The sequence below is a fragment of the Paenibacillus sp. FSL H8-0282 genome (assembly GCF_037963825.1).
Lineage (GTDB): Bacteria > Bacillota > Bacilli > Paenibacillales > Paenibacillaceae > Paenibacillus_AQ > Paenibacillus_AQ odorifer.
This window is the reverse complement of record NZ_CP150146.1, coordinates 6,204,258-6,230,979: the sequence shown is the minus strand read 5'-3', so window position 1 is coordinate 6,230,979 and position 26,722 is coordinate 6,204,258. Positions and strand designations below refer to the sequence as shown.

Here is a 26,722-nt window from a genome sequence, read left to right as displayed (position 1 = left end):
TAAAACCTCCCTGAAAGGTCACCTCCTCTCAGGGAGGTTTTATGTTATAATAATTGTCGGTAGATTACTATATTTGTCAGGAGCGTTACGCAGTGAATGTAGATGTAAGCATACTTATTGTCAATTACAACACGTGTCGCCTGACGATGGACTGTATCAGGTCGGTATATGACTCAGAAACGAACTATTCCTATGAGATTATTTTGATAGACAACAATTCCCATGATGATTCGGTAGAGATGATTGGTAGAGAGTTTCCAAGTGTCATGTTGATCGCAAATAACGACAATGTCGGTTTTGCCCGTGCAAATAATCAGGGGATGGAAGCTTCATCCGGACGGTATGTACTATTGCTCAATTCAGATACGGTGGTAAGCAGGGATACGCTGGAGACGATGATCTCCTTTATGGATGGTCGGCCCGATGTTGGGGCGTCAGGATGTAAGATTATTTTGCCAGATGGGTCGCTGGATAAAGCGTGTAAGCGAGGATTTCCTACACCGTCAGCTTCCTTCTATTATGCTTTTGGTTTCAGTAAGTTGTTTCCGGATCGACCGAAGTTTAACGGTTATCAGTTAGGTTATCTGGACCCTGATCTTGATTACCCGATAGATTGTCTGGTGGGTGCGTTTATGCTGCTGCGGCGGGAGACGATTGATCAGGTCGGCGGATTAGATGAAGAGTTTTTTATGTACGGTGAGGATTTAGACTGGTGCTATCGTATTAAAGAGGCTGGTTGGGAGATTTATTATTATCCGAAGACCTCCATCGTACATCTCAAAGGCGGCAGTGCCAGACGTAGACCGTTCAAGATCGTCTATGAATTTCACAGGGCAATGATTTTATTTCATCGTAAGCATTATAGTAGGAAGTACAACAGTATTATAAATGGAACAGTATATGCTGGTGTTGGTATGAAGTTTGCTCTGTCCCTTTTGCGGAATGCCCTAATCTTTCCTAAAGCAGTTCCATCACCTGCACAGAGTCTTAGCTCTTCTACGGAAACAGGCGCTCGTAACGATAAGAATACTGAGGTGAGATTATGATTCGGCGGAATCAGAAATTTTTGACACAGCTCTATATGGTTGCTGACTTTCTTGTCATCCAACTGTCCTTTTTAGCGGCTTGGTGGATCAAGTTCAAGAGCGGATGGATGGAATCCTATAACACGCTGCCTGTAGAGTCTTACGCTTATTGGAGTATGATTTATGGCGTAGTAGCTGTCTTAATTGGTATCCTTTTATCGCTTTATTTGCCTAAGCGTAAGAAACGTTTTGTCGATGAATTTATTAAGATTTTCCAAGTGCATATCATGAGCATCTTCATCCTGCTTGGTTTAATGTTTTTCGTGAAAGAAATTGATATCTCCCGTACATATCTGGCTATTTATATGGGATTTAATGTTCTTTCCATTATGCTTTACCGTTATGTGTTGAAGAAGATGCTTAAATCTTTGCGCGAAAAAGGATTGAATCGCCAGTTCGTACTTATCATCGGCGCAGGTACTCTTGGTAAAAGATTCTACAACAATTTGGAACAATATCCTGAGCTTGGATATGAAGCCATTGGTTTCTTAGACGACTATCATACTTGGGATGGAATTGAAGAACAGCGCTATAAACCGATTCTAGGTACGGTTGATCAGTTATCCGGAATGCTGGAGATGCTGCCTGTGGACGAGGTTATTCTTGCTTTGCCGCTCGATGCGCATTCTAAATATCCTTCGATTATTGCAGCCTGTGAAAAAGCAGGGGTACGCACATTGATTATTCCGGATTTCTTTGATTATTTACCGGCGCGTCCTTACTTTGATAACTTTGCAGGTATGCCAATGATTAATGTTCGTGATATTCCACTGGATATGACGGGGAATAAGATGGCAAAACGTTTGTTTGATATCGTGTTCTCTCTATTCGCTATTATTATGATATCTCCTGTGATGCTGATCGTAGCTCTCGGCGTACGTCTTACCTCACCGGGACCGATCATATTCCGGCAGGAACGGGTGGGACTTAATCGGCGTAATTTTATGATGTATAAGTTTCGTTCAATGAAGCTGCAGCAGGACGGGGAAGAGGATACAGGTTGGAGTACGCGGGAAGATCCTCGTAGAACTCGATTTGGAACCTTTATCCGTAAGACAAGTCTGGATGAGCTTCCGCAATTTTTTAATGTATTACTCGGTCATATGAGTGTAGTTGGCCCACGGCCAGAACGACCATTTTATGTAGAACAATTCCGTGATGAAATTCCGAAGTATATGGTGAAGCACCATGTGCGTCCAGGAATTACGGGCTGGGCACAGAGCAATGGGCTGCGCGGGGACACTTCAATTGAGGAACGGATTAAGCACGATATTTTCTATATCGAAAACTGGTCCTTACTGTTCGATATTCGAATTATTTTCAAAACGATTCGCAACGGCTTCGTTAACAAAAACGCATATTGAGACCTGCACTTATTTAGATTTGTGAAATTTTAATAATACCCCGTTTTGCCACTGGCAGAGCGGGGTATTAATTTTCTAATCTAAACTTTGCAAAGGAAACTCACAACTATGAATAAGAAAAAGATTATTGCAACCGTAGTAATGATTGTCGCACTAATAATGATTCTTGTAATAACGTTGAACAAAGAGGAAGAGCAACCCACGAGCGGTTTTGAAGCGCACAGAATCGTTGCACATGCCATGGGGGGAATTAACGGATATACGTATACCAATGCTTGGGAGGCCTTTGTCGCTAACTATGAACGGGGAACTCGCGTATTTGAAGTTGATTTTTTGTTATCGAAGGATGATCAGTTGGTTGCCCGGCATGAATGGACAGGCAATATGAGCAAGCTTTTAGGTCAGTTGGAGGTTCTCCCTGCTAATAAACAGGGTGTGGCACTAGATTACGAGGAATTTATGGACAGCCCCATCCTGAATATATACTCTCCGCTTGATATTGAGAAGGTGCTTGATCTAATGCAGAATTATCCAGATGCTTATATCGTTACGGATACCAAAGAAATCCAACCGGAACTTATAGAGAAGCAATTTACATTGCTGACCGAAGCGGCGCAGCGTCGGGATCCAGCGTTGTTGGAGCGGATAGTTCCACAGATCTACAATCAGCCGATGCTTGATGAGATCAATAAGGTGTATTCTTTTCCAGAAGTGCTTTACACCCTGTACCAATCTAAGGATACGGATGAACAAGTTATTGAGTTTGTTAAAAAAACAGGTGTGGATATTACGATGCCAGTTAGCCGGGCCACCAAGAGTTTTGTCAAACAGTTAAAAAATATCGGAGCTCGTGTATACGTTCATACAGTGGATGAAGAGGATGAGATTAGAGAGCTATCTCGTATGGGAGTAGACGGATTTTATAGTGATTTTGTGCCTGAAAATGATTTGAATAACCTCAGAGGTATACGTTGAAATCTATATCCACTCATTACAACTAATATATCCCTGCAAAGTGCTGCTTTCCTCAGATGCGTATTCAGGTACTTTGCGGGGACATCAAATTTACATACGAAAAAATGTTCGTATTTTTGTTCGCTTTAAATTGACACACCTCCTGTGCTGGCATAGACTAGATCTATATCTTTTGCGGCGGCAGGAGTGTTTTGTCTTGCCCAAATGACAATTAAGGATGATTCCCATGAAATCAGTACAGCAAATGATCAAACCTTGGCGGCATGTGTTTAAGTTGGACCCAGATCGTATGATTTCAGATGAGGATTTGGAGGCCGTTTGCTTGTCCGGCACGGATGCCATATTGATAGGAGGCTCTACAGGAGTTACTTATGAGAATACAGTAGATCTCTTATCAAGAGTAAGACGTTTTGAGCTGCCCTGTGCACTCGAGGTATCCGAACTTGAAGCTGCTGTACCCGGATTTGATCTTTATATGATTCCTATGGTGCTAAATACACCTGATCCAGCTTGGATTGTAGGCCATCATCGTCGAGCTATAGAGCGTTATGGATTTATGATCCCATGGGATCAGCTGCTAACGGAAGGTTACGTCGTTTTGAACAGTGATTCTTCAGTTGCGCGGATTACAGGGGCCGAGACAACCATTAATGCTGAAGAGGCGGCTGCGTATGCCCAGGTTGCGGACAAGCTGATGTCCCTGCCAATAGTCTATCTTGAATATAGCGGTAGATTTGGGGATATGGAGACAGTACGTATAGTGCGTGAGATGGTGGAGCAAGCCCAACTATTTTATGGAGGCGGCATTACTTGTGAGGCAGAGGCCGAGCAGGCAGCAGCTCTATGTGATACAGTAGTTGTCGGCAATATTATTTATCGGGATGTAGAGCAGGCAATTCGTACGGTATTTGCTGTTAAAAAGACGGTGCAAGAGCAGTTCGACTAGCGGTTAGCTTATGGACTACTTATGATTTGTAATTTCATTTTTAGAAAGGAGCATGTTACACATGCAACTTATTAACATACAAGACGCGGTCAGCCGATTGAATCCTCCACAAAGGCAGGCTGTCGAAACTACTGAAGGACCCCTTTTGATTATGGCTGGTGCGGGCAGTGGGAAGACGAGAGTGCTGACTCACAGAATTGCCTGGCTGATTGCTAATCGAAAGGCGCCGCCTTGGGCGATTTTGGCGATTACATTTACGAATAAAGCTGCGAGGGAAATGCAGGAACGTGTATCTAAGCTCGTTGGACCTGAGGGAAGAGATATTTGGGTATCCACCTTTCACTCCATGTGTGTTCGGATCTTGCGGAAGGATATTGAGCGCATTGGATTTACTTCCAACTTCTCGATTCTGGACTCTACAGACCAGTTATCAGTCATTCGTAATTGCATGAAGGAACTGAATATTGATACGAAAAAATTCGAACCGAAAGCTGTACAAGCCATAATTAGCGCATCTAAGAATGAACTGATTACTCCGGCGCAGTATGAGCAAAAAGTCGGTGATTATTTCGAAGGTTTAGTTGCCAAGGTTTATAAAATGTACCAACGGCGTTTGAGAAGTAATAACTCGCTTGATTTTGATGATTTGATTATGAAGACTATCGAATTATTTAAGGAAGTTCCCGAGGTTCTGGATTTTTACCAAAAGAAGTTCAAATACATCCATGTGGATGAGTATCAGGATACGAACAGAGCACAATACATGTTGTGCCGCATGCTGGCAGACAGCCACCACCGCATTTGTGTGGTAGGGGATAGTGACCAGTCGATCTATCGCTGGCGTGGTGCGGATATTACGAATATTCTTAATTTTGAAGAGGATTATCCGGAAGCGAAGACGATTCTGCTAGAACAGAATTACCGTTCAACCGCTAATATCCTGAATGCAGCCAATGGGGTAATCGCGCTTAATAGTGGCCGTAAACCGAAAAAGCTGTGGACCGATTCCGAGGAAGGCGCCAAGATTAAGGTGTACCGGGCGGATTCCGAGCATGACGAAGGGTATTTTGTAACCGGAGAAATCAGCAAAAATGTGAAGCAAGGTCAAGCTTACCAGAATCACGCGATTCTGTATCGGACGAATGCCCAGTCACGGGTAATAGAAGAAATTTTGATCAAATCAGATATTCCATATCAAATCGTTGGCGGGATCAAGTTCTATGATCGTAAAGAAATCAAGGATCTGCTGGCGTATCTACGTTTACTGTCTAACCCTGATGATGATATCAGCCTGACGCGTATTATTAATGTTCCTAAGCGTGGATTAGGGGATACAACGGTTGGCAAGCTGGCAGCTGCTGCTGGTGAACGTGGTGTTTCTATTTTCCGAGTGCTGCAAACGGTCGATGATTTGGGCTTTGCCGGACGGACGCGGAATATGCTAGTAGAGTTCTACGATATGATTGAAGCTCTACACCGTATGGTGGAGTTCTTGTCTGTAACCGAATTGACGGAAAAAATACTGGAAATGTCGCAGTACCGTTTGGAGCTGCAAAATGAAAACACACTCGAATCACGCTCGCGGCTAGAGAATATCGATGAGTTCTTATCGGTGACGATGGAGTTTGAAAAGAACAACGAAGACAAGTCGCTGGTCTCCTTCCTCACGGATCTTGCACTTATCGCAGATATCGATAGTGTGAACGATGATGAAGAGGATCGTAGTGATGCGGTTGTGTTAATGACGATGCACAGCGCCAAAGGTCTGGAGTTCCCGACGGTATTTATCGTCGGAATGGAAGAAGGCGTGTTCCCACACAGCCGTGCCTTCCAGGACAACGACGAGCTGGAGGAGGAACGCCGGCTTGCGTATGTGGGGATCACCCGCGCGGAGAAACAACTGTTTCTCTCTTGTGCGCGGATGCGTACGCTCTTTGGCCGGACGACGGCGAACCAACCGTCCCGCTTCTTAGAGGAGATTCCGGAGGAACTGAAGGAAGATACCGTTAAGACTCAAGACCGCTTCCAGCGCGGAGGCGCGGAGGCAGGCGGTGCTTACGGCGGACGCGGTTTCGGCAGCGGTGGCCGTGGGAACTTTGGCGGCCGGGGTGGCGCCGCCGGAGCTACGCCGGCAGGCGGCGGAAGCACGGCGTCAGCGGCGGCAAGCAAGAGCAGCGTGACCGTGACCTCCGGAGGCGCACAGCGTGCTACCGGAGCAGGGGCTGCAGCAGCTGGCGATTACAAAGCGGGTGACAAGGTCTCCCACGGCAAATGGGGCACGGGCACCGTTGTATCTGTTAAAGGCAGTGGGAATGACACGGAGCTACAGATTGCTTTTCCGGCTCCCGTGGGTGTGAAACGCCTGCTTGCGGGGTTTGCGCCGATTACCAAAGTGGAATAATAGCAGACAACGATTAACGAACGGATATTTAGACCACGCTAACTTTAGGAAACTTATTGACGGAGGGATGTACCTGCATGGATGCTATGCATGTGATGGAAGAGCTTGTTGCGGAATTAAATAACTATAATTACCACTACTACACGCTGGATGCACCGCTAGTCAGCGATAAGGAATACGATGTTTTATACGACAAGCTTGTAGCACTGGAGGCTGAGAGTGGCTTCGTACTACCGGATTCGCCTACACAACGTGTAGGTGGAGAGCTGCTTAAGGGCTTCACGCCGCATCGGCATCTGGCACCGCTTTGGAGTCTGGATAAAGCACAGAATATTGAACAGCTGCGCAGCTGGAATACCCGGGTGCTCCGGTTAGTGAATGAATACAATCTTAAGAATCCAGATACCCCTCTTCCTGATCCTTGTTATGCAGTAGAACTGAAGTTCGATGGCTTGACGCTGAATTTAACCTATCGTAATGGTGTTCTCGAACAGGCATCAACGCGTGGCAATGGTGTAGTTGGCGAAGGAATACTTGCACAGGTGAAGACCATCAAATCCGTTCCATTGACGATTCCCTTCAAGGATGGGGTCATTGAGGTTCAGGGTGAAGGGATTATGAATCTGTCTGTGCTGGCTGATTATAATGCAAGGGCTGCAGAACCGCTGAAGAATGCGCGTAATGCAGCAGCAGGTGCACTGCGTAATCTTAATCCGAAGACTACTGCGGACCGCCGTTTGAACGCTTTTTTCTATAATGTAGGCTTTGCAGAAGGCGCGGAGTTCGCTGACCATCAGGAAATGATGGATTTTCTGCGGAATAACAAATTTAAAGTGAACCCATACCTGACCTACTGCAATGATTTTGATGATGTAACTGAGCAGCTCGCTGGAATCGAGGAGAGTCGTTCGAGTCTTGATTACCTCATTGATGGGGCTGTAATTAAGGTCACGGATTTCCGGATCCGTGAGGTGCTTGGCTACACTGACAAGTTCCCGCGTTGGGCAGTTGCTTATAAATTTGAAGCCGAAGAAACGACGACCGTGCTGGAGTCTGTTAGCTGGAATGTAGGTCGTACAGGTAAAGTGACTCCGCTGGCTCGGGTTGAGGCTGTAGAGCTTGCCGGAGTTACCGTTCAGAACTGCACCCTGAATAATGTGGGTGATATTGAGCGCAAAAACTTGAAATTCGCCTTAGGTTCGCGGGTCTTTATTCGCCGTTCCAATGATGTTATCCCAGAAATTCTCGGCAAGGTAACAGAGGAGAATGACGGTGGAGAGATTATTTTCCCTGAGGACTGTCCAGCTTGTGGATATCCGTTAGAAATGCGCGGAGCACATCTTTTCTGTAACAATAAACTGAATTGTAGGCCGCAGATTATCAGTCGGATCACCCACTTTGCTTCGCGTGATGCGATGGATATCGAGACGTTCAGTGAGAAGACGGCGGGTCAGCTCTATGATGAGCTTAATGTACATGACTCTGCGGATCTGTATGAACTGAACTTTGAGCAGCTTGTACAGCTGAACCGTTTTGGTGAGAAAAAAGCACAGAATTTGCTGCAAGCTTTAGAAGATAGCAAAGGTAGAGATCTTGCTTCATTTCTCTTTGCGTTAGGGATCCCTAACACAGGTAAAGCAACGACGAAGATGTTGGCTGATCATTTCCGCGATCTGGATGCTGTGATGCAGGCCAAAGCCGAGGAGCTCGCTGAGTTACCAGACATTGGTGGGATTGTCGCCGAGAGCATTGTCAGCTTCTTCGCAGACCCAGTTGTAGTAGCTAATGTTTCCCGCTTGCGGACGTTGGGTGTGGAAGCAAAGGCTCCTGAGGCGCCACGTCCTGTTAGTACCGATTCCTTCTTTAGTGGCAAAACGGTCGTATTGACCGGTTCCTTGCAAAAGCTTACCCGAGATGAAGCAGCTGAACGTCTGGAAGCACTCGGAGCAAAGGTGTCGGGAAGTGTGTCCAAGAAGACGGATTTAGTTATCGCTGGTGAAAAAGCTGGCAGTAAGCTGGCCAAAGCCCAGCAGTTAGGCATTCAAGTCATTGAGGATGAAGATGAGCTAATTCGCTTGTTGGATATGTAAGTAACAAACTATATTCGATTCCAAAAGGTTCCCGGTTCCATTTCGTTTAAGTACGAGAGGAGCAGGGGCCTTTTTTGCGTGGATTACAACTAAACGTTTCTTTTTTAGAAAAAAATTCGGTTGATCTGCTAATATATAGGCTATAGATATTTATTACTATATTTGAAAGGAAACCCTTCCTGTGAAGAGAGAAACGATATTGTTAGTAGACGATGAGAAGGAAATTGTAGAACTGTTAACGATTTATCTCTGTAATGAAGGCTATAGACTGCTAAAGGCTTATGATGGAATGGAAGCGCTGGAATGTCTGCAGAAAGAGGAAGTTGATCTAATTATTCTTGATGTCATGATGCCTAAAATGGACGGGCTAGCTGCATGTATGAAGATCCGTGAAGAGCGGAAAATGCCAATTATCATACTATCAGCCAAAAATACAGATATGGACAAGATCTCCGGCCTGAGCCTCGGGGCAGATGACTACGTGGGCAAGCCGTTTAATCCTTTGGAGATTGTGGCACGAGTAAAATCACAGTTGCGCCGTTATCACGGATTTAATAAGGATAGTAATACGTTAGGAAACGACAGCAAACTAAGCTTTGAGGATCTGACTATAGATACGTCTAAGCATGAGGTATATGTAGACCAGCAGAAGATTAAACTTACTCCGCGGGAATTCTCTATTCTAGAGCTTTTAGCGAGACACCAAGGTCAAGTGCTTAGCTTGGAGCAAATTTACAATAAGGTATGGAATGAACCCTTTTTAGATGGCGGTAACACAGTGATGGTACATATTCGTAATCTCCGAGACAAAATCGAAATCGATTCGAAACGCCCACGTTATATACAAACCGTCTGGGGAGTTGGCTATAAATTAGACGGACCTTCCTGAAAGGATTAGGTGAGGCTTCTTGAATTCTAAATATATAACGACGATTCGCTGGAAGTTTATGTTTGCTTTTTTGCTGAGTGTGCTTTCGGGCGCTTTGCTGCTCATGGCAGGGTACCAACTCGTCAACTTTATGATCTATCTAAATCCGGCTTCAGAGTCGGCTCCCTATTCACGCATACTGCGCTGGATTATTAATCATATTGGCTCTATGCCACTAATGACAGCAGCGGGTATTATCAGCTTTTTATTATTCTTTTTTATCTACACTCGTAAAGTTGTGCTGTATCTGGAAGAGATCACAAAAGGGATTCGAGAAATTACAAGCTCCGGGATGTCCCATAGAATTGAAGTCAGAACCACAGATGAGCTGGGTGTGCTGGCTGAGAATATTAATGAAATGGCTGAGCGTTTGCAGCACTCCATAGAGGAGGAACGTAAAGCTGTAAATGCGAAAAATGACTTGATCACAGGTGTTTCCCATGATTTACGCACCCCGCTTACCTCTGTCTTGGGCTTTCTGGAATACATCGAACAAGATCGATGTCAGGAAGAAGCGGAAATCCGGTATTACGTGGATATAGCCTACAACAAATCCCTGGTGCTGCGTAAACTGATCGATGATCTTTTTGAATACACACGTGTAAATAGTGGAGAGTACCCTTTGGTTATGCAGAGATTGGATTTGAAGGCCTTCATACGGCAGCTGGCGGAGGAGTCAGTTCCTGAACTAACAAAGGCGGATATGATCTATGAAATCGGGGACGTTGCTGATGAGTTATGGATAGAGGCTTCGCCTAAAGAATTAGTACGTGCTTATGAAAATTTGATTACTAACGCGATCCGTTACGGCAGAAGCGGCGGAAAATTGGAGATAGGTTTCAGTAAAAAGGAAAATGATGCTGTGGTCCGAATTAGCAACTTCGGAGAGAGAATTGCGGAAAGTGATATCCCTTTTATTTTTGAACGATTCTATCGGGCAGAAAAGTCGCGTTCACAGCATACAGGCGGCTCAGGGCTTGGACTTGCGATTGCCAAAAGTATCATCGAACGCCACAATGGCGTTATTTATGTAGAAAGTACGTCTCTTCGCACGGATTTTATTACCCGTTTCCCATTCTTCATAAAATCTTAAGAAAACTATGGCGGGTTCTTAAGATTTGGAAGTTATCCTTGTGGCACAAGGAGGGAACTACCATGTCAAAACTTCGGACGGTTCGTATCAGCTATTTATATATTTTTATGGGTTGCGCTCTTTTGAGTGCTGCCTTTCTTTTTGTTGTCCAGCGGGCTGTCGCTTTGCTGTATTCTCATTATTCGGGTCAACCAGGAGCCTTTTTTGTCCGGCTTATTCATTGGGTTATTAATCATATGGGTCAAACCCCTAGTGCCATCCTTCTATTTATTCTAGTCTTCGGTGGGCTGTATGTTCTTCGTTCACAGAAAATGGCTGATGATTTGCGCTCGCTAGTGGTGGGAACCACGGAGCTGGCAGATAAAGGAGTCGCCCAGAACATCAAGGTTCTCTCTGGAGGAGAAATAGGTGAAATTGCTGCTAACCTCAATCGAATGCAAAGAATAGAAGTTCCAGATAGAGGTGCAAGCTCAAAGCGGATAGAAGACACACCAGCAGTAGCTTTATTAATAAGAACTAGGGCGATACTTCGCACTCTCCGTGAGGTTGAAGAGGATGGGGCGGAAGTACATACACTTCTTGCAGCAGCGAATGATGAAGTACGCAGTATGGAGCGGTTCCTGGAGAACCTGATTATCGAATCATGAGCAGATGGAATGCACGCACCCGGATATTGCGAGTAGGGTACCTATTATTTGATGTGAGTGTTATTAGTACGGTATTGGTGCTTTTGATTTTGTTCTATGTATACCAGTATGGGGGGATTGTACTTAACCGGCATGAGGAGAGGCTGCAATTGCCAGAATCAAGCCTCATCACAGCTTCAGATGGAACAGTTATACGAATGACTCCGCTACCGAGCTCTGGTTATAGGCTTACAGCAGAGCTTGAGGAGATGCCGGCTTTATTAATAGATACGTTTTTAACAGTAGAAGACCGCCGTTTTTATAGCCATCAAGGGGTCGATTATAAAGGGATATCACGCGCTTTCTTGAAAAATATCTTGGACATGAGTTTATCAGAAGGTGGCAGTAGTATTACTCAACAGCTTGCTCGCAATCTTTATTTGAACAGAGATAAGAATATGCTGCGCAAGTTAAATGAAACCTCTATTGCTTTTGCCTTGGAGCAGCGACTGACGAAACGTGAGATTTTGCAGCTGTACCTCAATCAGATTTATATGGGGCGGGGACAATATGGAGTAAAAGCAGCAGCGAAGCGTTACTTCGGCGTGTCTGATCTGAAAAAATTGGAGATCTGGCAAATAGCCACTCTGGTGGGAATCCCTAAAGGCCCCTCTATTTATAACCCAGTAGACAATAGTGCATTATCCAAAACGAGAAGAAATGTAGTGCTAAAGATGATGTTCAATCAGCGACTAATCACGAATGGGCAAATGCAGGAAGCTATGAATAAACAATATCAGCCTCCAGCTGCGGTCGAAAATGGGGTTGCCGGAGTGTACTATGTGGATGCCGCCCTTAAGGAAGCGGCTCAGATCACAGGGAAATCCGTAGAGGAGCTTCGTACAGGCGGCTACACTATAGTTACAGGTTTGAACATCAAAGCACAGCAGGCACTTGAGCAGGCCGTTCTCAAAGAGGCTTCATTTCCACCTGACGGAAAAGATCAGCAGGTAGAAGCAGCTATGACCATAATGGATCATCGTACAGGAGAAGTAGTGGCATTGATTGGTGGGCGAGATCAAAACGAGGGCAATTTGAACAGAGCTATTATTGATGCACGTCAGCCGGGTTCCAGCTTTAAGCCGATCATTGATTATGGACCTGCACTGGAGAGCGGGAAATTCAACCCGAATAGTATGCTGTCCGACCGTAAAGTTGCTTATGGCAGCTACAAGCCTGAGAACTTGAACGGTATATACCAAGGTCAGGTCACAATGAACACAGCTTTGCAAAAATCCATCAATGCACCAGCCGTATGGGTATTGAAGCAGGTTGGAATCTCTTCTGCGCGGCAATTTGCCGCCAAATTAGGAATTGTACTGACGGAGGAGGACAATCATTTATCAATAGCTTTGGGGGGGCTTCATAATGGGGTTTCTCCACTAAAAATGGCCCAGGCCTACAGTGTCTTTGCTAGTGGAGGGAAATTTAATGCGGCTCATATGGTGCGCTCCATAACGGATTCAAAAGGGAAGGTCTTGTATACTCATCCCTCTGAATCACGTCAGGTAATCTCGCCGCGTACCGCAGAAGCGATGACGGCTATGTTACGCAATGTTGTTAATGAAGGAACAGGGAAAAAAGCGCAGATGAACAGACCAGTAGCGGGAAAGACCGGTACGACCCAATTGGACTTGGCTGGCGTGAGCAAGAAAGCTAATCGGGATCTTTGGTTTGTAGGCTATACTTCGGAGTGGACAGCTGCGGTATGGATGGGTTTTGATCGTACGAATCAGGATAATTACATGACTGAAGGCAGCGGGAAGGCTGCCGCTCTATTTTCTACAGTAATGAGTAAAGCCTTAAGTGATCATTGAGAAGTTATTGCGCCGCCCATTCTTCTAATTTCTCATCTCTAGGAAGCAGCAAGGCAAGAAACCCAAGCAGCGGGAGGAAGCCGCAAGCGATGAACACTTTAGCAATCCCGATACTATCAATGAGGTTGCCGAGGACTAATGAGCCGATCCCGCCGAGTCCAAAAGCAAGTCCCGTGATCAGACCTGAAACTGTGCCAATGTTGCCCGGATATAGCATTTGAGCATAAATGACGGTAACAGAGAAGCTGGACAGAAGGATGAAACCGCCAATCAGCAGCAATACAGCCGCCCATAATGGACCTACAAAGGGTAGAGCAAGTGCAAAGGGAACGGTTCCTACCATTGATAGTAAGATGAGATTACGCCGTCCAAAACGGTCAGCCAGCGGACCTCCAAAAAATGTGCCCACTGCGCCAGCAGCCAAATACATAAAAATATAGATTTGGGCTTTATCCAGCGTCATTTGATATTTGTCCATTAGATAGAAGGCGTAGTAACTGCCGATAGAAGCGCCATACCAAGACCTAACAAAGACTAGGAATACAAGAATAATCGTTGCTGTTCGTATGCTTTTTCGGCGGGCGGGGTCGATTGCCCGTGCTGTTGATTTTTTATGAAAGGTATAACCGGCATCTAGCATTTCTCTATACCAGCGAGCTACATAGGTCTGAACAGCGATTCCGGCAGCCGCGACGATCGTGAAGCCTAGGGCACCAATCTGGCCAAAGGGGATGAACACCCATTTCGTAAGCATTGGACCCAGGGACTGTCCAGCATTGCCGCCCACTTGAAAAATAGATTGCGACAATCCCTTTCGCTGACCTGCGGCCATATGAGCAACACGCATACCCTCTGGGTGGAAGGTGGCTGAACCGAATCCGATCAGGATAACCGAGAATAAGACCAGAAAATAGCTATTGGCATAAGCCAATAGAAGTACACCTAAAAATGTGCTGCACATACCCAGTGGTAATAATATAGGACGGGGTTTACGGTCTGCAGCATATCCAATGACGGGTTGGATTACTGATGACGTCATATTTAAAGCGAATGAGATCCATCCAATCTGGGCGAAAGAGAGCAGTAGATTATCTTTGAGAATAGGGAAGATTGCTGGAATGACTGCCTGTATAGAATCATTAAATAAATGAACAAAACTGACAGCTAACAAAATTTTATAAATCGTTGCCTGCTGCAGATTACGCTGCTCCTTGTTCTTGCTGTCTACCGTGGATGCAGCGTCTGTAGGTTTGGTCTTCATTTTGACTCCTCTCTGTACTGATAGTTAAAAGGTAAGATTGGCGAATACGATAAATTCTATTTAGCCACAAATAATGGATGAATGGTATCAATTTGTGTTGTATCGAAGTTATTTATACGAATGATTTTTTTATTTCAAAAAAAGCTTGCAAACTCAATGACAGCATGGTATATTATCTCTTGTGCTTACGACGCATCGCACATACGAAACACAAGCGATGAAGAAATAAGTTGACAAGATAGAAACAAACATGATATACTCTAATTCCTGTGTATGAGACATTGAATGTCGAAATGCTAGGAGCAAGTTCTTTGAAAACTGAACAAATGGAACACGTTAATTTTTAAAAAGATTCAATTAATGAATCGTCAGTTTCAAAATGAGCATATCGCTCTTTTCAATACTAATTGGAGAGTTTGATCCTGGCTCAGGACGAACGCTGGCGGCGTGCCTAATACATGCAAGTCGAGCGGAGTTGTCTTGAAAGCTTGCTTTCAAGACAACTTAGCGGCGGACGGGTGAGTAACACGTAGGCAACCTGCCCTTCAGACTGGGATAACTACCGGAAACGGTAGCTAATACCGGATAATTTCTTTTTTCTCCTGAGAGAAGAATGAAAGACGGAGCAATCTGTCACTGAGGGATGGGCCTGCGGCGCATTAGCTAGTTGGTGGGGTAACGGCCCACCAAGGCGACGATGCGTAGCCGACCTGAGAGGGTGAACGGCCACACTGGGACTGAGACACGGCCCAGACTCCTACGGGAGGCAGCAGTAGGGAATCTTCCGCAATGGGCGAAAGCCTGACGGAGCAACGCCGCGTGAGTGATGAAGGTTTTCGGATCGTAAAGCTCTGTTGCCAGGGAAGAACGTCCGGTAGAGTAACTGTTACCGGAGTGACGGTACCTGAGAAGAAAGCCCCGGCTAACTACGTGCCAGCAGCCGCGGTAATACGTAGGGGGCAAGCGTTGTCCGGAATTATTGGGCGTAAAGCGCGCGCAGGCGGCTATTTAAGTCTGGTGTTTAAACCTTGGGCTCAACCTGAGGTCGCACTGGAAACTGGGTGGCTTGAGTACAGAAGAGGAAAGTGGAATTCCACGTGTAGCGGTGAAATGCGTAGATATGTGGAGGAACACCAGTGGCGAAGGCGACTTTCTGGGCTGTAACTGACGCTGAGGCGCGAAAGCGTGGGGAGCAAACAGGATTAGATACCCTGGTAGTCCACGCCGTAAACGATGAGTGCTAGGTGTTAGGGGTTTCGATACCCTTGGTGCCGAAGTTAACACAGTAAGCACTCCGCCTGGGGAGTACGGTCGCAAGACTGAAACTCAAAGGAATTGACGGGGACCCGCACAAGCAGTGGAGTATGTGGTTTAATTCGAAGCAACGCGAAGAACCTTACCAGGTCTTGACATCCCTCTGAATCTGCTAGAGATAGCAGCGGCCTTCGGGACAGAGGAGACAGGTGGTGCATGGTTGTCGTCAGCTCGTGTCGTGAGATGTTGGGTTAAGTCCCGCAACGAGCGCAACCCTTAACTTTAGTTGCCAGCAGGTAATGCTGGGCACTCTAGAGTGACTGCCGGTGACAAACCGGAGGAAGGTGGGGATGACGTCAAATCATCATGCCCCTTATGACCTGGGCTACACACGTACTACAATGGCCGGTACAACGGGAAGCGAAGCCGCGAGGTGGAGCCAATCCCATCAAAGCCGGTCTCAGTTCGGATTGCAGGCTGCAACTCGCCTGCATGAAGTCGGAATTGCTAGTAATCGCGGATCAGCATGCCGCGGTGAATACGTTCCCGGGTCTTGTACACACCGCCCGTCACACCACGAGAGTTTACAACACCCGAAGTCGGTGGGGTAACCCGCAAGGGAGCCAGCCGCCGAAGGTGGGGTAGATGATTGGGGTGAAGTCGTAACAAGGTAGCCGTATCGGAAGGTGCGGCTGGATCACCTCCTTTCTATGGAGAATCGTTCTCTGCAATGAGAACATTCAAATCGGAAGTTTAACTTCCACAACCAATTAACGTGTATCCATTTGTTCGGTTTTGATGGAATTTGCGGGGCCATAGCTCAGCTGGGAGAGCGCCTGCCTTGCAAGCAGGAGGTCAGCGGTTCGATCCCGCTTGGCTCCACCAACAAACTTCATCTATTTGTTATGTCTATACACTTGATCCTTGAAAACTGGATACCGAAACGAATTTGCGTTTTAGAACATCTTTTAGCAACTTGTGCAAACAAGTAAATGTTATTAGTGAGATGATTCCAAAGAGAATGTCATCGTATGATATTTTTCTTCGGAAGAATCAAGGTTAAGCTAATAAGAGCACACGGAGGATGCCTAGGCGCCAGGAGCCGACGAAGGACGTGGCGAACAACGAAACTGCCTCGGGGAGCTGTAAGCAAGCTTTGATCCGGGGGTGTCCGAATGGGGAAACCCAGCTGTGGTAATTCGCAGTTACTCATTTCTGAATACATAGGAAATGTAGAGGCAGACCAGGGGAACTGAAACATCTAAGTACCCTGAGGAAGAGAAAACAATAGTGATTCCGTCAGTAGCGGCGAGCGAACGCGGAACAGCCTAAACCTAAGAGCTTGCTCTTAGGGGTTGTGGGACGTCTCACATGGAGTTACAAAGGAATATGGTAGGTGAAGAGGTCTGGAAAGGCCCGCGATAGAGGTAAAAGCCCTGTAACCTAAACTGTGTTCTCTCCGAGACGGATCCCGAGTAGTGCGGGGCACGTGAAACCCCGTATGAATCCAGCAGGACCATCTGCTAAGGCTAAATACTACCTGGCGACCGATAGTGAAACAGTACCGTGAGGGAAAGGTGAAAAGCACCCCGGAAGGGGAGTGAAATAGAACCTGAAACCGTGTGCTTACAAAAAGTCAGAGCCCTATTAATGGGTGATGGCGTGCCTTTTGTAGAATGAACCGGCGAGTTACGTTTAACATGCAAGGTTAAGCCGAGAAGGTGGAGCCGCAGCGAAAGCGAGTCTGAATAGGGCGACTTAGTATGTGGACGTAGACCCGAAACCGTGTGATCTACCCCTGTCCAGGGTGAAGGTGCGGTAACACGCACTGGAGGCCCGAACCCACGTACGTTGAAAAGTGCGGGGATGAGGTGGGGGTAGCGGAGAAATTCCAATCGAACTCGGAGATAGCTGGTTCTCCCCGAAATAGCTTTAGGGCTAGCCTCGGTATAAGAGTAGTGGAGGTAGAGCACTGATTGGGTGCGGGGTCCGCAAGGATTACCAAGCTCAGTCAAACTCCGAATGCCATATACTTATTGCCGGGAGTCAGACAGTGAGTGCTAAGATCCATTGTCAAAAGGGAAACAGCCCAGACCATCAGCTAAGGTCCCCAAGTGTGTGTTAAGTGGGAAAGGATGTGGAGTTGCACAGACAACCAGGATGTTGGCTTAGAAGCAGCCACCATTGAAAGAGTGCGTAATAGCTCACTGGTCGAGTGACTCTGCGCCGAAAATGTAACGGGGCTAAACACACCACCGAAGCTATGGCTAGATGCTTTGCATCTGGGGTAGGGGAGCGTTGTGTAGGGGTTGAAGGTGTACTGAAAAGAGCGCTGGACACTACACAAGTGAGAATGCCGGTATGAGTAACGAAAAGATCAGTGAGAATCTGATCCGCCGAAAGCCCAAGGTTTCCTGAGGAAGGCTCGTCCGCTCAGGGTAAGTCGGGACCTAAGGCGAGGCCGAAAGGCGTAGTCGAAGGACAACAGTTTGAAATTACTGTACCACCGTAATCCGCTATGAGCGATGGGGTGACGCAGGAGGGTAGTGACGCGGACTGATGGATGTCCGTCTAAGCAGTGAGGCTGATGTGTAGGCAAATCCGCACATCATTAAGGCTGGGCTGTGATGGGGAGCGAAAATTATAGTAGCGAAGGTCATGATCTCACACTGCCAAGAAAAGCCTCTAGCCAGGAGAAGGTGCCCGTACCGCAAACCGACACAGGTAGGCGAGAAGAGAATTCTAAGGCGCGCGGAAGAACTCTCGTTAAGGAACTCGGCAAAATGACCCCGTAACTTCGGGAGAAGGGGTGCCCCGGTAGTGTGAATAGCACGAGGGGGCCGCAGTGAAAAGGCCCAAGCGACTGTTTAGCAAAAACACAGGTCTGTGCGAAGCCGCAAGGCGAAGTATACGGGCTGACGCCTGCCCGGTGCTGGAAGGTTAAGGGGAGTGGTTAGGGGTAACCCGAAGCTATGAACCGAAGCCCCAGTAAACGGCGGCCGTAACTATAACGGTCCTAAGGTAGCGAAATTCCTTGTCAGGTAAATTCTGACCCGCACGAATGGCGTAACGACTTGGGCGCTGTCTCAACGAGAGATCCGGTGAAATTTTAATACCTGTGAAGATGCAGGTTACCCGCGACAAGACGGAAAGACCCCATGGAGCTTTACTGCAGCTTGATATTGAATTTGGGTACGATCTGTACAGGATAGGTGGGAGCCGTAGAAATCGGAGCGCAAGCTTCGGTGGAGGCGCCGTTGGGATACCACCCTGATCGTATCTAGGTTCTAACCTAGTACCCTTACCGGGTACGGGGACCGTGTCAGGCGGGCAGTTTGACTGGGGCGGTCGCCTCCTAAAGAGTAACGGAGGCGTTCCAAGGTTCCCTCAGAATGGTTGGAAATCATTCGCAGAGTGCAAAGGCATAAGGGAGCTTGACTGCGAGACCTACAAGTCGAGCAGGGACGAAAGTCGGACTTAGTGATCCGGTGGTACCGCATGGAAGGGCCATCGCTCAACGGATAAAAGCTACCCTGGGGATAACAGGCTTATCTCCCCCAAGAGTCCACATCGACGGGGAGGTTTGGCACCTCGATGTCGGCTCATCGCATCCTGGGGCTGAAGTAGGTCCCAAGGGTTGGGCTGTTCGCCCATTAAAGCGGTACGCGAGCTGGGTTCAGAACGTCGTGAGACAGTTCGGTCCCTATCTGTCGTGGGCGCAGGAAATTTGAGAGGAGCTGTCCTTAGTACGAGAGGACCGGGATGGACGTACCGCTGGTGCACCAGTTGTTCCGCCAGGAGCATGGCTGGGTAGCTACGTACGGACGGGATAAGCGCTGAAAGCATCTAAGCGTGAAGCCCCCCTCAAGATGAGATTTCCCAATTAGTAAGACCCCTTGAAGACGACGAGGTAGATAGGTTGGAGGTGGAAGTGCAGCAATGCATGGAGCTGACCAATACTAATCGGTCGAGGGCTTATCCTATACGTAGAATGCAGATTCGTTTCGGATTCAGTTTTCAGGCATCAAGCCTGTAACACGCTTAGAAATTCATTCTCACTTCTGGTGAAGAACCGAATTTCACGCGGCAGCGTCTGTTTCACAGACGCATGTTTGGTGGCGATAGCGGAGGGGTTCCACGCGTACCCATCCCGAACACGACCGTTAAGCCCTCCAGCGCCGATGGTACTTGGACCGAAGGGTCCTGGGAGAGTAGGACGTTGCCAAGCACAAATAGACCACTGTTGATAACTCGACAGTGGCTTTTTTGCGTCTATTATAGATTGTGGAAAACTTGTGGATAATTCATTGGAATTTGCAGAAAACTTACGCACATGTGGATAGATGATTAAAAGGCAAAAAATCACCAAATGGTGTGGATTAAGTACATATTTATGTAGATCTGTCAACAGAAAACCTAAGTAATACACGGGTTGCTGTGGATATAGTCATATTTATGTGGATAGAGGGATTAATAAGTGGATAATTATTTTAACTTGAATAGAACAAGATTACAAGACTATTTTTAAAACTGCCTAAGGCTGTGGATAACTGAAAAAAGTTCGAAAAATATCCTTATAATTCGCACACAATACACTCTCTTGTTATACTAACCATAAAAGTAAATTCATAAATGATGAGGTGAGTTTTGTGGATATCAGACAGTTGCACTCAGAAGAGTTTGATCTAAGCATGGATTTATCTGAATATGCTTTTCAATACAAGCTGCCTAGTGAGAAAAGGGCGAATGCTAAGGAAAGATTTAAAGCAGAACGCGTATGGGGTGCTTTTGAAGAAGGTACTTTGGAAGCTAAACTTACTCTTCTTCCGTTCGAAGTGTACATACAAGGTAGATTAGTACCTATGGGAGGGCTCGCAGGGGTAGCGACATGGCCAGAGAATCGCAGACAGGGGCATGTGGCAAAGCTCCTGGCGCATACGCTGCAAACGATGAATGAGGCGGGGCAGACATTATCTTTTCTGCATCCGTTCTTGATCCCCTTTTATCGCAAATTTGGTTGGGAAGTTTATTGTGAATATAAGAAATACTCCATTCCTGTTGCCAAGTTTCCCAAGAAGGTTGAAGTTGAGGGCAAGGTAAGACGTGGTGTTATAGATATCGAAGTATTGGACAACTTATACAATCGTTTTGCAGTTAGATATAACGGAACACTTAAGCGTGATTTGGACTGGTGGGAAAACTCTGTTCTGGATGATGAAGGTCAGACTGCGGTATTTTATTCACAGCTTGGGGAACCTGAAGGATACGTACTATATAAGATAGAAAATAGAGAGCTGGTCATTGATGAATTTGTGTTTTTGAACGAACAGGCCCGGCAGGGGCTGTGGACATTTCTTGCGAATCACGATTCGATGGTGACCGGTGCATCGCTAAAACTGGTGCCATCCGATGATATGTTACCCTTTTTGCTGCCTGATCCGCGTATAGAGCAGGAGAATTATCCTTATTTTATGGCGCGTATTGTTAATGCTAAAGCATTCGTGGAGAGTTATTCTTTTAAGCGTCACAACAGTCAGAAGAAACAGGTTATCTATATTGAAGATAAATATGCCCCATGGAATGACGGGTTGTGGGAATGGACTGTCTCCGAAAAGGGAGCAGCAGCTTTCTTGCGTATAGAGGGTGAACGGGATGCAGCTGACTTAAGCTGTGATATTGGTTCGCTGACGATTCTAATGTTTGGATATAAACGCCCGGCAGAGCTGGCTCGTTATGGACGTGTGACTGGTAATCCGACGGCTCTGGAATGGCTCGAAGAAATCATACCGCAAGCTGAAACTGCACTTTTTGATCATTTTTAGAAAATAATTAGGCTCTCCCCTTCGAAAGATGCTGGGAGAGTTCTTTATTTCCGAATACATTCGCTGAAAAAAGTGAAAAATAAGAGAATCCTCTTGGAATTAGCACAGAATATGTTATAATATTAAAAAGTCAAAGAAAGTCAAAGTCAACGCACCTGATGACATACAGTGCGATCCTCTGAATTCGTGAAGTTTTCTTCAGACTTATATGAATGAAGTTCACTAATGAATGTCATTAAGGATGCGGGCCGTAAGCGATATTATGAAGCTTTAAAGAGCACTGGAGGATGAGTGATGCGCAATATCTCTGATATTATTGAACAATATCTGAAGAATATTTTGCATGAAAGTCCCGAAGGTACGGTGGAAATCCAGCGAAATGACCTGGCGGACCAGTTCTCATGCGTACCGTCACAGATCAATTATGTTATTAGTACACGCTTTACACTGGAAAAAGGCTATGTGGTGGAAAGTAAACGTGGTGGCGGGGGATATATTCGTATTCAACGTTTTGAATTGCCGCCCAACGTGGCACTGCATGCCCATTTAAACCATACTATAGGTGGCGGGATAGATCAGAACGCTGCCGAAGGGTTGATTTATCAACTGGAGGAAGCTGGTTTTCTAAGCAAGCGTGAGGCGTGTCTTATGCGCGCTGCTGTTTCTCGGGATTGCCTAACGGTTAAGATTCCATATCGGGATGAGATTCGGGCCAAGATTATGAAGGCGATGTTAATCTCTTTGTTAGGCAAATAATTGTCAATCATAAGGGAGGGGCTTTCGCTTATGCAATGTCAGGAATGTGGCGTCAAGCCAGCAACACTCCATTTCACCAAGATCGTGAATGGAGAGAAGACAGAATTTCATATCTGCGAGAGCTGTGCGCGGGAGAAGGGTGAACTGATCCCGGGAACTGCTGGAGGATTCTCCATTCACAGCTTGCTGTCCGGTCTGCTTGATCTTGAAGGGGCCGGTAAGGAAAAGACGGCTGCTACGAAGACTACGCAGAGTCTGCAATGTGAGAATTGTGGGATGACGTACTCGCAGTTTAGCAAATTGGGTCGTTTTGGCTGCAGCTCCTGTTATAAATATTTTAACAGTGCACTGGACCCGCTATTTAAACGGGTGCATGGCAGCACTTCGCATGTAGGCAAGATTCCTAAACGTGCTGGAGCACAAATTGTGTTTAAGCGGCAAATTGATGAATTGAAGCTGGAATTACAGCAAAGTATCGCACAGGAGGAATTCGAAACTGCGGCAGAGCTGCGGGATCAAATTCGCCAACTTGAAAAAGAAATGGCACAAGAGTAAAGTCTTTGATATATAGGGGGGATATGACATGTCAAGTCTCCGATTTACTGAACAAGCGCTTAGTGATTGGATGCGCTCGGGAGGCAGTCACTCCGAGATTGTAATTAGCAGCCGTATGCGTATTGCACGTAATTTAGAGCATCTTCCATTCCCTATGCTTGCTTCCTTAGAGCAATCGGAAGAAGTATTAGAGCTGCTGGCCCCTGTGTTTCATGGGGAAACTGCTGCCGAATTCGGATCTTTTCAACTGATAAAGCTTGCAGAAGTGAATGAACTGGATAAAAAGGTATTGGTCGAGAAACATCTCATCAGTCCTAATCTGGCTAATGATTCACGTGGCGCAGCTGTGATATTAAATGAAGATGAGTCGGTCAGCATCATGATTAACGAAGAAGACCATCTGCGGATCCAATGTCTGTTCCCGGGTCTTCAGGTAAGAGAAGCATGGGAACGTGCGACAGCCATCGATGATATCTTCGAATCGGCTGTGAATTACGCTTTTGATGATAAAAGAGGATACTTGACCAGTTGTCCCACCAATGTGGGTACAGGGCTGCGTGCCTCAGTAATGCTGCATTTGCCAGCACTAGTAATGACCCAACAGATCAATCGCATATTGTCAGCAGTGAACCAAGTGGGATTGACTGTAAGAGGAATTTATGGTGAGGGCAGCGAAGCAGTAGGGAACATCTTTCAAATTTCCAATCAGATTACTCTCGGTCAAACAGAAAGTGAAATCATCGAGAACCTTCACAGTGTAGTCACCCAGATTATAGAGCATGAACGAAATGCCCGTGAAAGGCTGCTTGTAGATTCCGCTTTAAGAATTACAGACCGAGTGAAAAGATCTTATGGGATTTTGTGTTATGCAGCTCTAATGGAGCTTAAAGAATCCGCACAACGGCTGTCTGATGTGAGACTTGGGGTTGACCTTGGCATACTGGAAGGCCCTTCGATTTCCGTGCTTAATGAGCTTAACGTTAAGACACAGCCAGGATTTCTGCAAAAAATGTTCGGTGACGAGATGAACGCCACTGAACGGGATATGTATCGGGCGAAACTGCTCCGAGAAACACTGGGAACACAACATTAATATAGATATTTATTATTCATGGAGGTGCAGGAGATATGATGTTTGGAAGATTTACGGAACGCGCACAAAAAGTGCTAGCGCTAGCGCAGGAAGAAGCTGTTCGTTTAGGACACAACAATATTGGCACAGAACATATTTTGCTAGGACTTATTCGTGAAGGAGACGGCATTGCTGCTAAAGCATTAATCGCTTTGGGTCTGGGTCTTGAGAAAATCCAGGACGAAGTGGAGACACTGATTGGCAGAGGCCAAGAACAACCTACGAACATTGCTTATACTCCTCGCGCCAAAAAAGTAATCGAGTTGTCGATGGACGAAGCCCGCAAGCTGGGACATACGTATGTCGGCACTGAGCATATTCTGCTAGGACTTATTCGTGAAGGAGAAGGTGTCGCGGCTCGTGTGCTTAATAACCTCGGCATCAGCTTGAACAAAGCTCGTCAGCAAGTGCTTCAGCTTCTGGGAAGCAGCGAGGCTGCATCCAGTCATAGCGGAACACCTGCTAATGTCAGCACACCGACTCTAGACGGCCTAGCACGCGATTTGACGGCTTATGCCAAGGATGGCAACCTGGATCCAGTTATCGGTCGTAGCAAGGAAATTGAACGTGTTATTCAGGTACTGAGCCGCCGGACGAAGAACAACCCGGTGTTGATAGGTGAACCTGGGGTTGGTAAAACAGCTATTGCTGAAGGCTTGGCCCAAAAGATCATTAATAATGAAATTCCAGAAACACTGCGCGACAAACGCGTAATGACGCTCGATATGGGCTCTGTAGTGGCTGGTACTAAATATCGCGGTGAGTTTGAAGACCGCCTCAAGAAAATCATGGATGAGATTCGCCAAGCGGGGAATATCGTACTCTTTATCGATGAGCTTCATACGCTGATCGGTGCTGGTGGCGCAGAAGGTGCTATTGATGCATCTAACATTCTTAAGCCGGCTTTAGCCCGCGGAGAACTTCAGTGCATCGGTGCGACGACGCTGGATGAATATCGTAAATATATTGAAAAAGATGCAGCTTTGGAGCGCCGTTTCCAACCGATTACGGTGGATCAGCCATCTCCAGAAGAAGCGGTACAAATTCTATTTGGACTTCGCGATCGTTATGAAGCACATCACCGTGTGAAAATTACGGATGAAGCTATCGTGGAAGCTGTAAAGCTGTCTGATCGTTACATTCCGGATCGGTTCCTGCCGGATAAAGCCATTGACCTTATCGATGAAGCAGGGTCTAAAGTAAGGCTTCACTCTTACACTATCCCGCCAAATCTGAAGGAACTAGAAATGCGCTTGGATGATATCCGCAAGGAGAAGGATTCCGCTGTGCAGAGCCAAGAGTTTGAGAAAGCGGCTGCCCTGCGTGATACGGAGCAAAAAATCCGTGAAGAGCTTGATACGACTAAGAACCAGTGGAAAGAAAAACAAGGACGCACCGACTCTGAAGTTACACCTGAAGATATCGCACAGGTTGTCGCAAGCTGGACGGGGATCCCTGTAAGCAAGCTGAAGGAAGAAGAGACCGACCGTCTGCTTAACATGGAAGCTCTGTTGCATGAACGAGTGATTGGTCAGGACGAAGCTGTTAAGGCTGTCAGCCGGGCATTGCGCCGGGCGCGTGCGGGTCTTAAAGATCCGAAACGTCCAATGGGCTCGTTTATCTTCCTCGGTCCTACGGGTGTAGGTAAAACTGAGTTGGCACGTGCGCTTGCTGAAGCTATGTTCGGCGATGAAAATGCGGTCATTCGTATTGATATGTCGGAATACATGGAGAAGCACTCCACGTCCCGTTTAGTTGGTGCCCCTCCTGGATATGTCGGCTATGAAGAAGGCGGCCAATTAACAGAGAAGGTACGTCGTAAACCATACTCTGTAGTACTGCTTGATGAAATTGAAAAAGCGCATCCGGAAGTATTCAACATTTTGCTGCAAGTGCTTGAAGATGGTCGCCTTACCGACTCTAAAGGCCGGGTAGTTGACTTCCGTAATACACTTATCATTCTGACCTCTAACGTAGGCGCACAGGCAATCAAGAAGAATTCGACGCTTGGATTCACGGCTGTGCAAGATGCAGGAGCAGAATACGGCAATATGAAGGGCAAGGTTATGGAAGAGCTCAAGAAGAGCTTCCGTCCAGAGTTCTTGAACCGGATCGACGAAATCATCGTCTTCCACTCACTCGATGAGAAACATATCGCTGAGATCGTTACGTTGATGTCTGATGAGCTCCGCAAGCGCCTGCGTGAATATGATGTTGATTTCGTACTCACGGATGCAGCGAAGGCCTTCTTGGCTAAAGAAGGTTATGACCCAGCCTTTGGTGCACGTCCATTGCGCCGGGCAATTCAGAAGCATATTGAGGACCGTCTTTCTGAGGAATTGTTGAGAGGAAATATCCAAAAGGGTGATTCCCTCAATATTGATGAGGTCGGCGGAGAACTTGTGGTGACTAAAGTGGACGCTCCAGTAGCGCCAGCGCTTGAAAAAGAAGTAGAATCCGAATAAAATAAACAAGGCTTTCGCTCCTTATTTATAGAGGAGCGGAAGCTTTTTTTATTGGAAATAGATCAATTTAAAATATACATTTAATGCAAATA

General features: G+C 46.5%; 16 protein-coding genes, 1 tRNA gene and 3 rRNA genes. 19 read left to right on the top strand and 1 reads right to left on the bottom strand.

Annotated elements, in window-relative coordinates; genetic code table 11:
• Positions 1-92: 92 nt before the first annotated feature.
• The 10 genes from NST94_RS27170 (at position 93) to NST94_RS27125 (ending at position 13,385) form a co-directional block, all read left to right on the top strand.
• Complete coding sequence (locus NST94_RS27170) at positions 93-1,046, top strand: glycosyltransferase family 2 protein (RefSeq protein ID WP_076317157.1); 954 nt, start codon at positions 93-95, stop codon at positions 1,044-1,046.
• Positions 1,043-2,449 carry an undecaprenyl-phosphate glucose phosphotransferase gene (locus NST94_RS27165; protein ID WP_076301400.1) on the top strand — a complete coding sequence of 469 codons (1,407 nt, stop codon included), beginning with the start codon at positions 1,043-1,045 and terminating at the stop codon, positions 2,447-2,449. The genes NST94_RS27170 and NST94_RS27165 overlap by 4 nt, the downstream gene beginning before the upstream one ends.
• Before the next feature lie 108 nt (positions 2,450-2,557).
• On the top strand, positions 2,558-3,424 hold the full coding sequence (locus NST94_RS27160; protein ID WP_076179707.1) for a phosphatidylinositol-specific phospholipase C/glycerophosphodiester phosphodiesterase family protein: 867 nt from the start codon (positions 2,558-2,560) through the stop codon (positions 3,422-3,424).
• Between the two features lie 226 nt (positions 3,425-3,650).
• A complete protein-coding gene (locus NST94_RS27155; RefSeq protein WP_139330100.1) occupies positions 3,651-4,370 on the top strand; it encodes a heptaprenylglyceryl phosphate synthase in 720 nt (239 codons plus the stop codon).
• Positions 4,371-4,431: 61 nt separating this feature from the next.
• Positions 4,432-6,771: a DNA helicase PcrA gene (gene pcrA / locus NST94_RS27150; RefSeq protein WP_076276865.1), complete on the top strand. Its 2,340-nt coding sequence runs from the start codon at positions 4,432-4,434 to the stop codon at positions 6,769-6,771.
• Positions 6,772-6,848: 77 nt separating this feature from the next.
• Positions 6,849-8,861: an NAD-dependent DNA ligase LigA gene (gene ligA / locus NST94_RS27145; protein ID WP_339281471.1), complete on the top strand. Its 2,013-nt coding sequence runs from the start codon at positions 6,849-6,851 to the stop codon at positions 8,859-8,861.
• A gap of 181 nt (positions 8,862-9,042) precedes the next feature.
• Positions 9,043-9,750 (top strand): response regulator transcription factor, encoded by a 708-nt coding sequence (locus NST94_RS27140; protein ID WP_036678667.1) that lies wholly within the window; start codon positions 9,043-9,045, stop codon positions 9,748-9,750.
• Between the two features lie 19 nt (positions 9,751-9,769).
• The gene (locus NST94_RS27135) at positions 9,770-10,882 is read left to right on the top strand and encodes a HAMP domain-containing sensor histidine kinase (protein ID WP_339281470.1); all 1,113 of its coding nucleotides are present in this window, start codon (positions 9,770-9,772) and stop codon (positions 10,880-10,882) included.
• Positions 10,883-10,944: 62 nt separating this feature from the next.
• Entirely contained in the window at positions 10,945-11,529 is a 585-nt protein-coding gene (locus tag NST94_RS27130) for a hypothetical protein (protein WP_339281469.1), read from the top strand.
• Complete coding sequence (locus tag NST94_RS27125) at positions 11,526-13,385, top strand: PBP1A family penicillin-binding protein (RefSeq protein WP_339281468.1); 1,860 nt, start codon at positions 11,526-11,528, stop codon at positions 13,383-13,385. Before NST94_RS27130 ends, NST94_RS27125 begins: the two co-directional genes overlap by 4 nt.
• 4 nt (positions 13,386-13,389) lie before the next feature.
• Here the strand turns inward: NST94_RS27125 and NST94_RS27120 are convergent, their stop codons facing one another.
• Complete coding sequence (locus NST94_RS27120; protein WP_076123743.1) at positions 13,390-14,646, bottom strand: MFS transporter; 1,257 nt, start codon at positions 14,644-14,646, stop codon at positions 13,390-13,392.
• A 404-nt stretch (positions 14,647-15,050) separates the two neighbouring features.
• Between NST94_RS27120 and NST94_RS27115 the strand changes: the two genes are divergently transcribed.
• From NST94_RS27115 to clpC, 9 genes are all read left to right on the top strand, one after another.
• Positions 15,051-16,608 (top strand): 16S ribosomal RNA (locus NST94_RS27115).
• Between the two features lie 101 nt (positions 16,609-16,709).
• Positions 16,710-16,785, top strand: a tRNA-Ala gene (locus tag NST94_RS27110).
• 172 nt (positions 16,786-16,957) lie between these two features.
• A 23S ribosomal RNA gene (locus tag NST94_RS27105) occupies positions 16,958-19,883 on the top strand.
• Positions 19,884-20,011: 128 nt separating this feature from the next.
• Positions 20,012-20,128: ribosomal RNA gene (gene rrf, locus NST94_RS27100) — 5S ribosomal RNA — on the top strand.
• The 16S, 23S and 5S rRNA genes sit together here with 1 tRNA gene alongside, the layout of an rRNA operon.
• 421 nt (positions 20,129-20,549) lie before the next feature.
• Entirely contained in the window at positions 20,550-21,722 is a 1,173-nt protein-coding gene (locus tag NST94_RS27095; RefSeq protein WP_076130022.1) for a GNAT family N-acetyltransferase, read from the top strand.
• 294 nt (positions 21,723-22,016) lie between these two features.
• Positions 22,017-22,478, top strand: coding sequence for a CtsR family transcriptional regulator (locus tag NST94_RS27090; protein WP_036680465.1), 462 nt, complete (start codon positions 22,017-22,019; stop codon positions 22,476-22,478).
• Between the two features lie 30 nt (positions 22,479-22,508).
• Positions 22,509-23,033 (top strand): UvrB/UvrC motif-containing protein, encoded by a 525-nt coding sequence (locus NST94_RS27085; protein ID WP_036680467.1) that lies wholly within the window; start codon positions 22,509-22,511, stop codon positions 23,031-23,033.
• Between the two features lie 28 nt (positions 23,034-23,061).
• Positions 23,062-24,126 carry a protein arginine kinase gene (locus tag NST94_RS27080; RefSeq protein ID WP_036680469.1) on the top strand — a complete coding sequence of 355 codons (1,065 nt, stop codon included), beginning with the start codon at positions 23,062-23,064 and terminating at the stop codon, positions 24,124-24,126.
• Positions 24,127-24,161: 35 nt separating this feature from the next.
• Positions 24,162-26,630 carry an ATP-dependent protease ATP-binding subunit ClpC gene (clpC, locus tag NST94_RS27075; protein ID WP_036680471.1) on the top strand — a complete coding sequence of 823 codons (2,469 nt, stop codon included), beginning with the start codon at positions 24,162-24,164 and terminating at the stop codon, positions 26,628-26,630.
• Positions 26,631-26,722: the final 92 nt, after the last annotated feature.

Coding starts and splice junctions, on each gene's coding strand:
- NST94_RS27090 (WP_036680465.1), top strand. CDS start 22,017: ATGCGCAATATCTCTGATATTATTGAACAATATCTGAAGAATATTTTG.
- NST94_RS27085 (WP_036680467.1), top strand. CDS start 22,509: ATGCAATGTCAGGAATGTGGCGTCAAGCCAGCAACACTCCATTTCACC.
- NST94_RS27165 (WP_076301400.1), top strand. CDS start 1,043: ATGATTCGGCGGAATCAGAAATTTTTGACACAGCTCTATATGGTTGCT.
- NST94_RS27155 (WP_139330100.1), top strand. CDS start 3,651: ATGAAATCAGTACAGCAAATGATCAAACCTTGGCGGCATGTGTTTAAG.
- ligA (WP_339281471.1), top strand. CDS start 6,849: ATGGATGCTATGCATGTGATGGAAGAGCTTGTTGCGGAATTAAATAAC.
- NST94_RS27080 (WP_036680469.1), top strand. CDS start 23,062: ATGTCAAGTCTCCGATTTACTGAACAAGCGCTTAGTGATTGGATGCGC.
- pcrA (WP_076276865.1), top strand. CDS start 4,432: ATGCAACTTATTAACATACAAGACGCGGTCAGCCGATTGAATCCTCCA.
- NST94_RS27130 (WP_339281469.1), top strand. CDS start 10,945: ATGTCAAAACTTCGGACGGTTCGTATCAGCTATTTATATATTTTTATG.
- NST94_RS27125 (WP_339281468.1), top strand. CDS start 11,526: ATGAGCAGATGGAATGCACGCACCCGGATATTGCGAGTAGGGTACCTA.
- clpC (WP_036680471.1), top strand. CDS start 24,162: ATGATGTTTGGAAGATTTACGGAACGCGCACAAAAAGTGCTAGCGCTA.
- NST94_RS27160 (WP_076179707.1), top strand. CDS start 2,558: ATGAATAAGAAAAAGATTATTGCAACCGTAGTAATGATTGTCGCACTA.
- NST94_RS27120 (WP_076123743.1), bottom strand. CDS start 14,646: ATGAAGACCAAACCTACAGACGCTGCATCCACGGTAGACAGCAAGAAC.